At 64.1% G+C, this 13,833-nt stretch carries 13 protein-coding genes; 8 read left to right on the top strand and 5 right to left on the bottom strand.

All coding sequences use genetic code 11. From position 1 onward, the window contains the following. Positions 1 to 273 precede the first annotated feature (273 nt). Complete coding sequence (locus tag CH256_RS25640) at positions 274 to 1,326, top strand: DUF3068 domain-containing protein (RefSeq protein ID WP_179272230.1); 1,053 nt, start codon at positions 274 to 276, stop codon at positions 1,324 to 1,326. 8 nt (positions 1,327 to 1,334) lie between these two features. Here the strand turns inward: CH256_RS25640 and CH256_RS25645 are convergent, their stop codons facing one another. Further along, entirely contained in the window at positions 1,335 to 1,982 is a 648-nt protein-coding gene (locus tag CH256_RS25645) for an SACE_7040 family transcriptional regulator (RefSeq protein WP_094671238.1), read from the bottom strand. A 91-nt stretch (positions 1,983 to 2,073) separates the two neighbouring features. On the opposite strand from CH256_RS25645, the gene CH256_RS25650 reads away from it, so the two are divergent. From CH256_RS25650 to CH256_RS25675, 6 genes are all read left to right on the top strand, one after another. Further along, positions 2,074 to 3,651 (top strand): carboxyl transferase domain-containing protein, encoded by a 1,578-nt coding sequence (locus tag CH256_RS25650; protein ID WP_094671240.1) that lies wholly within the window; start codon positions 2,074 to 2,076, stop codon positions 3,649 to 3,651. A gap of 5 nt (positions 3,652 to 3,656) precedes the next feature. Continuing rightward, entirely contained in the window at positions 3,657 to 5,654 is a 1,998-nt protein-coding gene (locus CH256_RS25655) for an acetyl/propionyl/methylcrotonyl-CoA carboxylase subunit alpha (RefSeq protein ID WP_094671242.1), read from the top strand. Further along, positions 5,651 to 6,817 carry an acyl-CoA dehydrogenase family protein gene (locus tag CH256_RS25660; RefSeq protein ID WP_094671244.1) on the top strand — a complete coding sequence of 389 codons (1,167 nt, stop codon included), beginning with the start codon at positions 5,651 to 5,653 and terminating at the stop codon, positions 6,815 to 6,817. The genes CH256_RS25655 and CH256_RS25660 overlap by 4 nt, the downstream gene beginning before the upstream one ends. Then, a complete protein-coding gene (locus tag CH256_RS25665) occupies positions 6,814 to 7,299 on the top strand; it encodes a MaoC family dehydratase (protein ID WP_094638889.1) in 486 nt (161 codons plus the stop codon). The genes CH256_RS25660 and CH256_RS25665 overlap by 4 nt, the downstream gene beginning before the upstream one ends. Continuing rightward, a complete protein-coding gene (locus CH256_RS25670) occupies positions 7,296 to 8,105 on the top strand; it encodes an HpcH/HpaI aldolase/citrate lyase family protein (RefSeq protein WP_094671248.1) in 810 nt (269 codons plus the stop codon). The genes CH256_RS25665 and CH256_RS25670 overlap by 4 nt, the downstream gene beginning before the upstream one ends. Before the next feature lie 79 nt (positions 8,106 to 8,184). After that, the gene (locus CH256_RS25675) at positions 8,185 to 8,646 is read left to right on the top strand and encodes a MarR family winged helix-turn-helix transcriptional regulator (protein WP_094671250.1); all 462 of its coding nucleotides are present in this window, start codon (positions 8,185 to 8,187) and stop codon (positions 8,644 to 8,646) included. A gap of 3 nt (positions 8,647 to 8,649) precedes the next feature. Here CH256_RS25675 and bla read toward each other — a convergent pair whose 3' ends face one another. The 3 genes from bla to CH256_RS25690 form a co-directional block, all read right to left on the bottom strand. Continuing rightward, the gene (gene bla / locus CH256_RS25680) at positions 8,650 to 9,588 is read right to left on the bottom strand and encodes a class A beta-lactamase (protein WP_094671252.1); all 939 of its coding nucleotides are present in this window, start codon (positions 9,586 to 9,588) and stop codon (positions 8,650 to 8,652) included. 193 nt (positions 9,589 to 9,781) lie between these two features. Then, complete coding sequence (locus CH256_RS25685) at positions 9,782 to 11,461, bottom strand: BCCT family transporter (RefSeq protein ID WP_256989553.1); 1,680 nt, start codon at positions 11,459 to 11,461, stop codon at positions 9,782 to 9,784. A 179-nt stretch (positions 11,462 to 11,640) separates the two neighbouring features. Then, complete coding sequence (locus tag CH256_RS25690; RefSeq protein WP_094671306.1) at positions 11,641 to 12,435, bottom strand: endonuclease/exonuclease/phosphatase family protein; 795 nt, start codon at positions 12,433 to 12,435, stop codon at positions 11,641 to 11,643. Between the two features lie 146 nt (positions 12,436 to 12,581). Here CH256_RS25690 and CH256_RS25695 point away from each other — a divergent pair, with 146 nt between their 5' ends. Then, the gene (locus tag CH256_RS25695) at positions 12,582 to 13,001 is read left to right on the top strand and encodes a nuclear transport factor 2 family protein (protein ID WP_094671256.1); all 420 of its coding nucleotides are present in this window, start codon (positions 12,582 to 12,584) and stop codon (positions 12,999 to 13,001) included. Positions 13,002 to 13,017: 16 nt separating this feature from the next. On the opposite strand, the gene CH256_RS25700 is transcribed toward CH256_RS25695, so the two are convergent. Then, positions 13,018 to 13,680 (bottom strand): IclR family transcriptional regulator, encoded by a 663-nt coding sequence (locus CH256_RS25700; protein ID WP_179272235.1) that lies wholly within the window; start codon positions 13,678 to 13,680, stop codon positions 13,018 to 13,020. Positions 13,681 to 13,833: the final 153 nt, after the last annotated feature.

Below are 13,833 nucleotides of genomic sequence, written 5' to 3' on the forward strand. Positions count from 1 at the left end.
TTCGCAACGTCCCGATGGTTCGCCAACGATTGCCGCGATCGACCGTCGTACCTCGATCGATACCGGTCGCCATGTGTCGTCCCCCGATTCAGCGTTGTGCGGCAAATGACGAGTGACCCCAGTGTGCACCTTTCCGGAAATTCTCAACATCGGTTGATGTCTCTGTAAATTCCCACGAACATGCTGACAGGTCACAACGCGGAAGCGGACTCTCAGGGCTCTCGCCACGGCACGATGAGACGGCCGGAAACGAAAAGAATTGGGACGGTGTTCATGTCACGGGTGAGAATCGCGATGTGCTTGCTCGCGGGGTTGGGTTCCTTCGCGATCGTCGTCGCTCTACTTCTGCCCACCCTCGTGTACGACCGCCTGGCGGTGACTCCACTCGACATCGACGCCACCACGGTGGCCACCACCACGGACGGTGCGGGCGGTGAGGTTCTCGACTCGAAGACGATCACCGGACCCGGCCCTCTCTCCATCGCGACGGATGTACCCCTCGTTCTCCAGCGGTACATCACCGTCGAGGATCCCTCCGACGCAGACCGCGTCACCTTCCAGGCGGGAGCGACCGTGAGACGCGCCGACCGCGACGGTGACGCGGGCCTGCTCACCGCCTCGGTGGATCGGGTGACGAGCGACCGGCGCACCGGACTCCCCGTCGAGCCTGCCGGATCCTTGCAGACCACAGTCGACTCGCCGGCCATTCCTCTGCCGCGCAACGGCTTACAGCATCGCTTTCCCTTCGATACCCAGCCGATCACGTACACGGTCTACGACGCGACTGCGTGGACGAGCTTCGAGGCGAACTTCGTCGAGGAGCTCACCATGGAGGGGCTGCCGATCTATCACTTCCGATCGATCGTGACCGAGGCCGACCTCTCGACCACCACGCAGTCGCCGATCAACTCGGTGACCCTCCCGGCTTCGAAGTGGGGATTGGGCGACGGGGACGAGCCGATCACGATGAAGCGCTGGTACTCGAACGTGCGCGACATCTACGTCGAGCCCACGAGCGGGAGCCTGGTGTGGGGACAGGAGACGCCGTACCAGTACTTCGCGAGAGATCCGAAGGTCCCCGAGGTGACGATCTTCAAGGCCTCACTCGCCCTGGACGAGACGGGTCGGCTCGAGCAGGTGGCCTCGGCACGCGACGCGGCCAACAAGTTGGCCTGGGTGACTACCCGGGGACCGCTCCTGGGATACGCGGTCGGTGGAGTGTGCCTCGTCGGTGCCGTTGCCGCCGGAGTGATCGGATCCCGTAGCGCTCGTCCGCCCGAGCCCACCCGCCGACATGCGGAGAAAGCCGAGCGCGCGTCGGTGTAGGTGGACGCTCAGGTCGATGCTGCGCGGCTCGGCGCAGCAACCCCCAACGCCCCCAGCGCCATTGCCCGCAGCACCGGACGAGCGTTCTTCGACGGAGTACGCCCCGCACTGTAGGGCGTCGAGTTGATCAGACCGAAGACCGCGTGCGCCGTGGTTCGCGCGTCGGACTCGTTCAATTTCGGATCGACGGCACACAACACCTCGACCCACAGTTCCACGTACTCGCGCTGCATTCGGCGCACCTTGCGTCGAGCGCCCTCCGGAAGACTCTGCAGGTCCCGATCCTGGATTCTGATGAATGCCGGTGTGTCGAAGGCGAAGTCGAGGTGGAACTCGACCAACGCGGACACGGTGTCCGCGGCGACCTCACCACGATCGACCACCGCACGGCCACCGTCGAGCAGATACTCCGAGATCCCGACCATCAACTCGACGAGCACGGCCTCCTTGTTGGGGAAGTGCCGGTAGACGGCCGGTCCGCTGACACCGACGGCCGCGCCCAGATCCTCGAGTCGCACCGAGGTGAACCCGCGTTCGGCGAACAGTGATGCTGCAGCGCCCAGCAACTGCTGCCGACGCTCGGCCTTGCGTTGCTCACGCACGGTCGTCGGTTTCGCTTCCGACTCCTGCACCGTCACCTCCTCGACTCTGGACACTCAGTTAATCGTAGTTTACTATCGTGTCAGTTATCAACGATTAACTGAACTTTCGTGACACTGACGTCCAACCCCTTAAGGCGTGCACCTCATGGCGATCGACACAGCTGCCAACCGGGCAGATCACGAGCTTCTCACCAGTGAGCTCGCAGAAAAGCTGGCCACTGCTGCCCGCGGCGGGAGCGAGAAGTCTCGGGAACGGCACATCGCCCGCGGCAAGCTCCTCCCCCGCGACCGCGTCGACGAGCTTCTCGACCCCGGCAGCCCGTTCCTCGAGATCTCACCGTTGGCCGCCAACGGCCTCTACGACGACGAGTGCCCCGGCGCAGGCGTGATCGCCGGCATCGGCCGCGTCTCCGGTCGCGAATGCGTGATCATCGCCAACGACGCCACCGTCAAGGGCGGCACCTACTACCCGATGACGGTGAAGAAGCATCTACGCGCGCAGGAGATCGCACTGCAGAACACTCTGCCGTGCATCTACCTCGTCGACTCCGGCGGCGCATTCCTTCCGCGCCAGGACGAGGTCTTTCCCGACCGCGACCACTTCGGCCGCATCTTCTTCAACCAGGCGACCATGAGCGCCAAGGGAATTGCGCAGATCGCCGCCGTCATGGGCTCCTGCACCGCGGGCGGCGCCTACGTGCCGGCGATGAGCGACGAAGCGATCATCGTCAAGAATCAGGGCACGATCTTTCTCGGCGGCCCGCCTCTGGTGAAGGCCGCGACCGGCGAGGTCGTCACCGCAGAGGAACTCGGCGGCGGTGATCTGCACTCGAAGATCTCCGGCGTCACCGACCATCTGGCCGAGGACGATCGAGACGCGCTGCACCGCGTCCGCCGCATCGTCTCCACCCTCGGACCCCGCACTCCGCGGCCGTGGGACCTTCTTCCCACACGCGCACCCGTAGCCGACCAGACCGATCTCTACGACGTCGTCCCCACCGACCCACGCACTCCCTACGACGTGCGTGAGGTGATCGGCCGCGTCGTCGACGCGGGTGAATTCGACGAGTTCAAGGCCGAATACGGCAAGACGCTCGTCACCGGATTCGCCCACATCCACGGCCATCCCGTCGGAATCGTCGCCAACAACGGCGTGCTGTTCGCCGAATCCGCCATGAAGGGCGCGCATTTCATCGAACTGTGCGACAAGCGCAGCATTCCGCTGGTCTTCCTGCAGAACATCTCCGGCTTCATGGTCGGCCGCGACTACGAGGCAGGCGGCATCGCCAAGCACGGCGCGAAGATGGTCACCGCGGTCGCCTGTGCTCGGGTCCCCAAGATCACCGTCGTCATCGGCGGCTCGTACGGTGCGGGCAACTACTCGATGTGCGGCCGCGCATACTCTCCGCGCTTCCTCTTCATGTGGCCCAACGCGCGTATCTCGGTGATGGGCGGCGAGCAAGCGGCGTCCGTGCTCGCCACGGTGCGCAGCGAACAACTCGACGCTGCCGGTCGGCCGTGGAGTGACGAGGACCAGGAATCGTTCAAGGCTCCCATCCGTGACCAGTACGAAAGTCAGGGCAACCCTTACTATTCGACGGCCCGCCTGTGGGACGACGGCATCATCGACCCGGCCGATACCAGGCAGGTTCTCGGACTGGCCCTCTCGGCGTGCGCCAACGCGCCGCTCGAGCCGGTCTCCTACGGCGTTTTCAGGATGTGAGAGATATGACCACGATGATCGACACCGTTCTGATCGCCAACCGCGGCGAGATCGCCGTGCGGGTGGCACGAACACTGCGCCGCATGGGAATTCGTACCGTCGCCGTGTACAGCGATGCCGACGCCGATGCCCGACACGTTCGTGAGGCCGACACCGCCGTCCGACTCGGACCCGCGAACGCTCGCGAGAGTTACCTCGACATCGCCAAGGTGATCGCGGCCGCGAAAAGCACAGGCGCTCAGGGCATTCACCCCGGATACGGCTTTCTCTCCGAGAACTCCGAGTTCGCGACCGCCTGTGCCGAAGCCGGAATCGCATTCCTCGGGCCCCCGGCTAAAGCCATCGAAGTGATGGGCGACAAGATCGCTGCGAAGGCTGCCGTCAGCGCATTCGGCGTACCCGTCGTTCCGGGAATCTCCCGCCCCGGCCTCACCGACGCCGATCTCGTCGCCGGCGCGCCGGACGTCGGATTCCCGGTACTCGTCAAACCCTCCGCCGGTGGCGGCGGCAAGGGCATGCGTCTGGTCGAGCGTGCCGAGGATCTGCCTGCAGCGTTGACGAGTGCTCGCCGGGAGGCGGCCTCGTCCTTCGGAGACGAGACCCTCTTCCTCGAGCGATTCGTGTTGCGGCCCCGGCACATCGAGGTACAGATCCTCGCCGACGGACACGGCAATGTCATCCACCTCGGCGAACGCGAATGCAGTCTCCAGCGCAGGCACCAGAAGGTCATCGAGGAGGCTCCGTCTCCGCTGCTCGACGAAGCAACCCGCGCACTCATAGGCGAGGCCGCCTGCAACACTGCCCGCAGTGTCGACTACTCCGGTGCCGGCACAGTCGAGTTCATCGTCTCGGCCGATCGCCCCGACGAGTTCTTCTTCATGGAGATGAATACTCGTCTTCAGGTCGAGCACCCGGTCACCGAGATGGTCACCGGTCTCGACCTCGTCGAGTGGCAGGTTCGGGTGGCATCGGGCGAACCCCTCACTCTCGCGCAGGACGACATCAGGCTCACCGGACATGCCATCGAGGCCCGCGTCTACGCCGAGGACCCCGGCCGCGGATTCCTCCCCACCGGCGGTGCCGTCGTCGGATTGCGTGAGCCCTCTGCGCCGGGGATTCGCGTCGACTCCGGCCTTGCCGTCGGAACGGAGGTGGGCAGCAACTACGACCCCATGCTCTCCAAGGTCATCGCGCACGGCCCCGATCGCGCGACCGCATTGCGCAGCCTCGATCGTGCACTGGCCGACACCGCAGTACTCGGGGTGGTCACCAACATCGAGTTCGCTCGGTTCCTGCTCGCCGACAACGATGTTCGTGCCGGTAATCTCGACACCGGGCTGCTCGACCGCCGTGTCGAGGATTTCGTGGCCGCCGAGGCCACCGACGAGGCGCTGATCGCCGCCGCCGCAGTGCAGTGGCTCGACGCGTGGCAGACCGCGGATCAGGACATCTGGGCAGCACCGTCGGGCTGGCGAGTCGGCGCGCACGCGTCGTTCCATCGTCGCCTCGCGTCCGGAGGTCGGACGGCGCACGTAGCGATCACCGGCACGACAACCGCGGCAACGGTCGTCGTCGACGACGGATCGCCGCGCGCCTTGCGGACAACGGCCACCGAGAATTCAGTGGATCTGGTGCTCGACCGTCTACGCGAATCGATGACCTTCGCTCGAAGCGGCTCGGCAACATGGATTTCCAGCTCCCGAGGCACCTGGCGAGTCGACCGGATCGCCGAGGCGAGCGTCCGCGAGGACGACGCGCACTCCGGCGACGCCGAGATCCTCTCGCCCATGCCGGGCTCCATCATCGCGATCGGAACAACCACGGGCAGCGCCGTCAGCGCGGGTACGGCCATCGTCGTCGTCGAGGCGATGAAGATGGAACACACCCTCACCACCCCGATCGACGGCACCGTCGAACTGACTGTCGCAGTGGGAGATCAGGTCCGCGTCGACCAGCTCCTCGCCCGAATCGTCCCCAACCACACCGAACAGGACCCATCATGACCGATCATCTGTCGTCCGCGAATCTGCCCGACGAGTACCAGCAACTGGTCAAATCCGTTGCCGACTTCACCCGAACGGTCGTGGCCCCGGTCTCGGCGAAACACGATGCCGAGCATTCCTTTCCGTACGAGGTCGTCGCCGGGATGGCCGAGATGGGCCTGTTCGGCCTGCCGTTTCCCGAGGAGTTCGGCGGCATGGGCGGCGACTACTTCGCGCTGTGCCTGGCCCTCGAGGAGCTCGGCAAAGTCGACCAGAGCGTGGCGATGACCCTCGAAGCCGGCGTCTCGCTCGGCGCAATGCCCGTCTACCGATTCGGCAACGACGAGCAGAAGCAGCAGTGGCTGCCCAAGCTCACCGCAGGCAAGGCCCTGGCCGCGTTCGGTCTCACCGAGCCCGGCGCCGGCAGCGACGCGGGTGGCACCAAGACCACCGCCAAGCGCGACGGTGGTGACTGGATCATCAACGGCAGCAAGCAGTTCATCACCAACTCAGGCACCGACATCACCGAACTGGTCACCGTCACCGCCGTGACAGGTGTCGACGAAGCCACCGGGCGCAAGCAGATCTCCTCGATCCTCGTCCCCACCGATACCCCGGGATTCGTCGCAGAGGCCGCCTACAACAAGGTCGGCTGGAACGCGTCGGACACCCACCCGCTCAGTTTCACCGATGTACGCGTGCCCCAGGAGAATCTGCTCGGCGAGGAAGGCCGCGGGTACGCCAACTTCCTGCACATCCTCGACGAGGGCCGGATCGCGATCGCCGCCGTCTCGGTCGGTGCCGCACAGGGCTGCGTCGACGAGAGCGTCAAGTACGCCAAGGAGCGCGAAGCCTTCGGCAGCCCGATCGCCCGCAATCAGGCGATCTCGTTCAAGATCGCCCGCATGGAGGCCCGCGCCCACACCGCGCGAACCGCGTACTACGACGCGGCGGCACTGATGTTGGCGGGCAAGCCGTTCAAGAAGGCTGCGTCCATCGCCAAGCTCGTCGCCTCCGAGGCAGCCATGGACAACGCCCGCGATGCGACGCAGATCCACGGCGGCTACGGCTTCATGAACGAGTACGTCGTCGCACGGCACTACCGCGACAGCAAGATCCTCGAGATCGGCGAAGGCACCACCGAGGTTCAGCTGATGCTCATCGCACGGAGCCTGGGACTTTGAGCGACAAGCGAATTCGCCAGCGGGGCCTGTGGTTCGAGGAGATGGAACTCGGCACAATCTACGAACACCGACCCGGCCGCACCATCACCGAGGCCGACAACACCCTGTTCACCACACAGACGATGAACACGCAAGCACTGCATCTCGATGCGGCCTACAGCGAGTCGACGCCGTTCGGGCAGCGCCTGGTGAACTCGATGTTCACGGTCTCCACTGTCGTGGGCTTGTCGGTCGCCCAACTGACGCAGGGAACTATTGTTGCGAACCTCGGTTTCTCGGAGGTGTCGTTCCCCAAGCCGCTGTTCCACGGCGACACCCTCTACGCCGAGACCGTGATCTCGGACAAGCGCGAATCGAAATCCCGCCCCGGCGAGGGCATCGTGACATTCACCCACACCGGTCGAAACCAACACGGGGACGTCGTCGCGATCGCCGTCCGCAAGACGCTCGTCCGGATGCAACCACCGGAGGAGGCGTCGTGACCTGGGTTCCGCCGGGGCCCGCGTGGTTGTTCTGCCCGGCAGACCGCCCCGAGCGCTACGAAAAGGCCGCAGCACGAGCGGATGTCGTCATCCTAGACCTGGAGGATGCGGTCGGGGCGGCGGACAAGGCGGGTGCTCGTGAGTCCGTCCTGTCGACCCCCCTGGATCCGGCGCGCACCATCGTCCGCGTCAACGCGCACGGCACCGACGATCAGGCTGCGGACCTCGCGGCGTTGCAGCAGACCGAGTACACCACCGTCATGCTCCCCAAATGTGAATCGGCCGAACAGATTGCGGCACTGGCTCCGTTGAATGTCGTCGCGCTGATCGAGTCCCCGCTCGGCGCGATGACGGTGTTCGACTCCCTCGCCGCCGACAATGCGATCGGTGCCATGTGGGGTGCCGAGGATCTGGTGGCCGCCATGGGTGGCAACTCGAGCAGGCATTCCAATGGACAGTATCGTGCTGTGGCGCAGCATGTTCGGTCGCAGACGCTGCTTGCAGCCAAGGCACGCGGGGTGTTCGCGTTGGACTCGGTGTTCCTCGACATCCCCGATCTCGACGGTGTCCGCGCGGAGTCCGAGGATGCCGTGGCTATCGGCTTCGACGGAAAAGTGGCCATTCATCCGAGCCACATCCCCGTCGTTCGCCAGGCCTATGCGCCCACCGCCGAGGAACTCGACTGGGCCACCGACGTGCTCGACGCCGTAGCCCAGAACCGCGGCGTCTTCACCTTCCGTGGCCAGATGGTCGATGCCCCGGTACTCGCGCATGCTCGACGCATCGTCGCACGGAGGCCGTCGTAGGCCTGTCGTTGCAGACGCCGTTAATTGCCGGCGCGGTACGGTGGGTGGTCACGAGTATCGGTACCGAGAGGCACGACACATGAGCGCACACGACCCCGCGCTGACGGCGCTGACGGCGCTGGCGCAGAACTGGCTGGCGCTGGCGGTGCTGCACGGCCGGATCGAGGGTCGGATCGAACGCGCACTACAGGCCGAGCACAACCTCAGTGCTCGTGAGTACTGGCTGCTCGACGTCCTGGGCAGACAGCACGATGGGGAGGGCGGGCATCTGCAGATGAAGCAGGTGGCCGACGCCGTCGTACTGAGCCAGAGTGCGACGACACGCCTGGTCACCCGGCTCGAAGACCGCGGACTACTCACTCGGTACCTGTGCCCCACCGATCGCCGAGGCATCTACACCGACGTCAGCGAAGAAGGCCTGGCCCTGCTCGAGGCCGCACGCCCGACCAACGATGCGGCGCTGCGCGAGGCACTCGACGAGGCGTCGACCGAGCCGGATCTGATCCCACTGGTCGACGCCGTCCGCCGCGCGGAGGGTTGAGAATCACTGCAGTTGTTCGACGACCTGTCGCGTCGCATCGGCAACGAGGGAATTCATGGCCGGTGAATCTTCGTTGTTCGACGTCGTAGCGCTGAGGACGACCACGAGAATTCGTTGCCCGTCCGGTCCCAGCAACAGCCCTGCATCGTTCGAGACGCCGTAACTGCCCGTGCCGGTCTTGTCGGCCGAAGTCCACCCATCGGGGATGCCGGCGCGGAACCGGGCGTCGGAGGTCTGGGTATCGGCCATCCAGGCCAACAGCTGGTCGCGTGAGGCCTCGGTCAGCACGTCGCCGTCGAGCAAGGTTCGGTAGCCGGCGGCCATCGAGTTCGGTGTTGTGGTGTCGCGTGGATCTCCGTGGATAGCGGTATTGAGTTCGGGCTCGGTGCGGTCGAGCCGGAACTCGGTGTCGCCCAGCGACCTCGCGAACTCGGTGAGAGCCGCAGTTCCACCGGCCTCACGAATCAGAAGATTGCCGGAGGTGTTGTCGCTCTCGGTCAATGCGGCCGCCGCCAGGTCTGCGATCGTGACGACGGATCCTGGTTCCCAGTCGACTGCGGACTCGGGCACCTTGTCCGCTGCGGTGATCGTTCTGGTGTCGCTCAGCTGCAGTTCACCTGCATCGACGGCGGCAAGAACGGCGCCGACGGCGTACACCTTGAACGTCGAACAGAACGCGAAACGTTCGTCGCCGCGATGACTTTCGGTGGAATCCGAGGCGAGATCGACAGCACTGACGCCGAGTCGAGCAGTATCCCTGGCCTCGAAATCGAGATAGACCTGTTCGGTACTGGACTGTTCATCGACGGACTGTTCGGTGGTGGTTGCAGCGGTCTGCGGTGGTTCTGCTGTGGTCGTCGCCGAACACGCGACGCCTGTGGAGAGTGTCAAAGTCACCGCTGCGATAGCGGTGATCAGTCGGGTGGAGGTCGAGGTGCGCATGGAGTCACCCGATCACATCCGGTTGCTCTCGAGCCATGCACCCAGGGTATTTCTTACCCCGCCCGCACCCGAGCGTTCACAATCGAACACATTGCGCGACTTCCCGCGTCGTCCGCACGATCCTGAACACTCAGGCCCACGGAAGTGACGGCACAAGTGACCTCGACCGGCCTCGAAACAGATATTCGAGCCCTCACTCCGTTCGATCGTCGGGAGACTCGACGCGGGTATCGGAATTCCGTGCCAGGCTCGACGAGCGCACTTTCTCGGACTCGGTAGCGGTCGACTCGCCGTTGTGTTCGCGGAATTCCTCCCGGGTGAGCGGTTGCACCTTCACTCGCTCGGCGCGCAGTCCCATCACCAGAGCAATGATCATCAACGACACCAGAATGAAGATCGGTAGCCCGATCACGGTGATGACCTGTTGCAGCGCCTGCAGTCCTGCCTCACCGCCGAGCACGATCAGAGTGGCGGCCACCGCGCCTTCGGTGACGCCCCAGAACACTCGCTGCCGCACGGGGCCCGCTTCACCGTCACCGGAGCACAGCATGTCGATCACCAGCGATGCCGAGTCGGACGAGGTTGCGAAGAACAGCGCCACGACGACCACGGCGATCCCTTGAACCAGGGTCGCGGCCGGGAAGTTCTCGAAGAACGTGAACATCGCCAATGGCACGCTCTCGGACACTGCTTCCGAGATCGAACCGCCGCTGCCACCGATTCCATCGATTCTCATTGCAGACCAGCCGAATACGACGAACCACACCAGTGTGAACAGCGACGGTGCGACCAGAACTCCGGCGACGAACTGGCGGATCGTGCGGCCCCGCGAGATCCGTGCGAGGAAGACGCCCATGAACGGGGCCCAGGTGACGGTCCACGCCCAGTAGAAGACGGTCCAACCACCCTGCCATCCCCACCCGCCGTCGGAGGTGAACTCGGCCATGGCGTCGTTCCAGAAGGACAGCGGAACGATGTCCTGTGCGTAATTGCCGAAGCTCTCGAACACCTGGCGCAGCAGAAAGACGGTGTCCGACGCGATCAGGACGAAGATCATCAAACCGACCGCGACGAGGATGTTCAGGTTGGAGAGGCGACGCACGCCCTTGTCCAACCCGACGGCAATCGAAATCGTCGCAACCACAGTGAGTACGCCGATGATCAGCACCTTCGCCCACACGGCATCGGGAAGCCCGACAAGCTCACTCAGTCCGGCGTTGATCTGAGAAGTACCGAGCCCCAACGACACTGCCAGTCCGAAGATCGTGCCCAATACTGCGAATACATCGATCGTCTTGCCTATCGGACCCCAAATGCGTTCCTTCAGAATCGGATAGAACACCGACGACACGCGCATCGGCAGCTTGTACCGGTAGATGAAGAAGCCGAATGCCAACCCTGGCAACGTGAAGATCGCCCAGGTGTGCAAGCTGAGGTGATAGAGCGAGATACTCATCGCATCCTGGGATGCTTCGACACTGTAAGGCTCCACGTCGTCGAACGGCGGCGCGGAGAAGTGCGAAATCGGTTCTGCCACACCCCAGAACATCAACACAGTGCCGATTCCGCCGGCGAAGAGCATTGCGAACCACGACAGGTTCGAATACTCGGGTCTGTCGTCGTCCTCACCGAGCCGCAGATGACCGTACTTACTGACGGCAACCCAGATCAAGAACACCAGCCACACCGTGACGCCGATGATGAAGAACCAGCCGAGATTGGTGACGATCCACTCCCTCCCGACACCGAACGCGTTTCCCACCCAGTCCTGGAAGACGAGGAACAGAACCAGCAATGTGATCGTGAGGCCGGCCGACACGAAGAAGATGTGATTGTCGGTTCTGAGGCCCAGTTTGCGAGCAAGTGTGTCCACGGTTGCCGTCACCATCCTCGACGGCACGGTTCGTCGGATTCGGTTCCTGCGCGGTCGTTGGGGCGTGCCGTCGCCGACCTTTAACAATTCTTTACTCGAGCCGGCCTGTCCACCGCTGCAGCCGAGTTGTTACCTGCCCGAGACGGGCAACCCGCCGAGCTCGAACCAGGACCCGGCCCTCAGATGTCGAGCGCAAGTGCTCGGTGATCGGACACCTCCGGCGCGGCGACGATCTCGAAGCTGCGTACCTCGAACGGCGAGGACACCAGCAGATAGCTGGCACTGCGCACTTGTTTCGTGTACCTCGACGTTCGGGTATCGGCTTCTCCCACCAAGTCGGTCATCCCATGCTCGGCCAGCAACGTGAACGTCTCGCTCGACGGCAGCAGATTCAGGTCTCCGCACAGGACGATTTCGTCGCTCACCGCCCGAACGTGCTCGACGATCTCCGCTAGCCTCAGGGCCTGCTCGAACCTAGCGGGACTGTCGCCCTTGCCTATTGGATCTCGCAGCCCGTGCAATTGGATGACAGAGATGAAGCTTTCGGCTACGCGATCGCGAACGGTGACCGTCAGGGCAGCTCGCGGTCGGTCCTCCACATTCCACTCCGCGTGATCGACGAACCGGGAGTGAACGAACCTCGCATCGATTCCCACGACGGGAAAGTCGTTACGCACCCAGGTGGCGATCCCGAAGTCCTGCCTCAGCTCGGTGCCGTCACCGTCGGTGACAGGCCCTGCGTCGTTCGCGACGAAATGCGGCGTATATCCGGGAAGCACCGCCGACACGTCGTCGAACAGGTTCAATCGCTGCGGCAGAGTGCGCTCACCGTCCGCGAACGTCGCCCAGCCCGATCGATGCGGAGTGCGAGTGACCTCCTGAAGACAAATAGCATCGGCTTCAACGGTTTTCAGCCAGGCGACGAGCTCGTCGTACATGGCACCACCCCACGCATTGATCGATACGATCTTCACGGCGTCATGATGGCAGACGCGGTGATACCCACGCAGTCCCTTTTCGGTCACCGCGCGCGGACCCTGACTCGACTATCGGGCGGACCGAACGTAACGTCGACATCAATACGCACTACGCGTGCGAATAGCGCACCAAGGAGACGCCGATGCCCGGTCCCGACTCGACAACCGTTGCCGATATCCAGCTTCTTTACGGGAGGCAAAGCCACGCAATCGATTCCGGACGCGCGGCGGAGTGGGCCGAGACATTCACCGCGAACGGCGTCTTCGATTCGCCCAGTTACCCCGAACCCGAGGTCGGCAGCGACCAGTTGACCGCATTTGCCCAGCGCTTCTTCGACAGCGCGATCGAATCGAATGAGAAACGCAGGCATGTCATCACGAACATTGCCGTCGATCTCGTGAGTGTCGATGAACTGATCGTCGACTGCTATCTCCAAATCATGGCAACGCCACGTGGCGGCGATACCCGGCTCGTCCGGTTCACGTCGGTCCGTGATCGTGTTGTACGAGTGGATGATCGGTGGCGTATCCAGCACAGGACCGTGTCCCGCGACGACGCCTGACACCCCCAGCCACTGGCTAGCGAAGCAAACGCCCCAACCGTGCCGCAGCAGCGACGACGGCCGCGCCGAGTTGCGCTTCGTCGTCGATCTCGAACACCGACGCACCCACACTCGCCATGGCATCCCCGCGGCGACCTGGCACCACGGCGGACACGCCGCCGACCGATGGAATCACCTCGCCTTGGGTGACCGCGTATCCGACGCTCCGCGCCCTGGTCACTTCTGCGCGCTCGCCGTCGACCGGGGGTAGTGACGCGAGTATCGCCAGGCCGGCAGATCCCCGGTCGATCGGATCGACCTGCCCTCCACGGAATGCCACGTGCACCTTCGCGCCTCGTGGCTCGACAACCATCAACGCCCTTACTTCTGTCGAATTCTCGCGAACGACGAGATGGACTGTCGCCCCCAACTGATCCGCCAGTTCCTCGAGAACGGGGCGCGCTACGGTTCGCAGATCTTGCTCGACGGGTTCCGCAAGTGCCACCAGACCAGCTCCGAGCGCTATTCGCTTGAACTCGTCTCGCCTGCACAGATGATGGGCCTCGAGAGTCCGAACCAAGCGGTGAGCGACGGTGCGGTGCACACCGACTCCGTCGCCGATCTCGGTGATCGACAAGCCGTTCGGATGTTCGGCTAGAAGCTCGAGCACGGCGAGTCCGTGGTGCAGCGTTTTGGACATTCCCGAATCGATGGTCACGGCTCCCTTGCCGTCCATGCGGCCCGAGTCGGCATCGGACATGAAGGACCCCCTATTGACGAGTGTGAGGTGGACCACCTACAGTTCGGAGTGAATCGCACACTGCGTGCGATTATCGCACACAGTTGAGCGCAC

The organism is Rhodococcus sp. 05-2254-6 (assembly GCF_002258565.1).
Classification (GTDB): domain Bacteria; phylum Actinomycetota; class Actinomycetes; order Mycobacteriales; family Mycobacteriaceae; genus Rhodococcoides.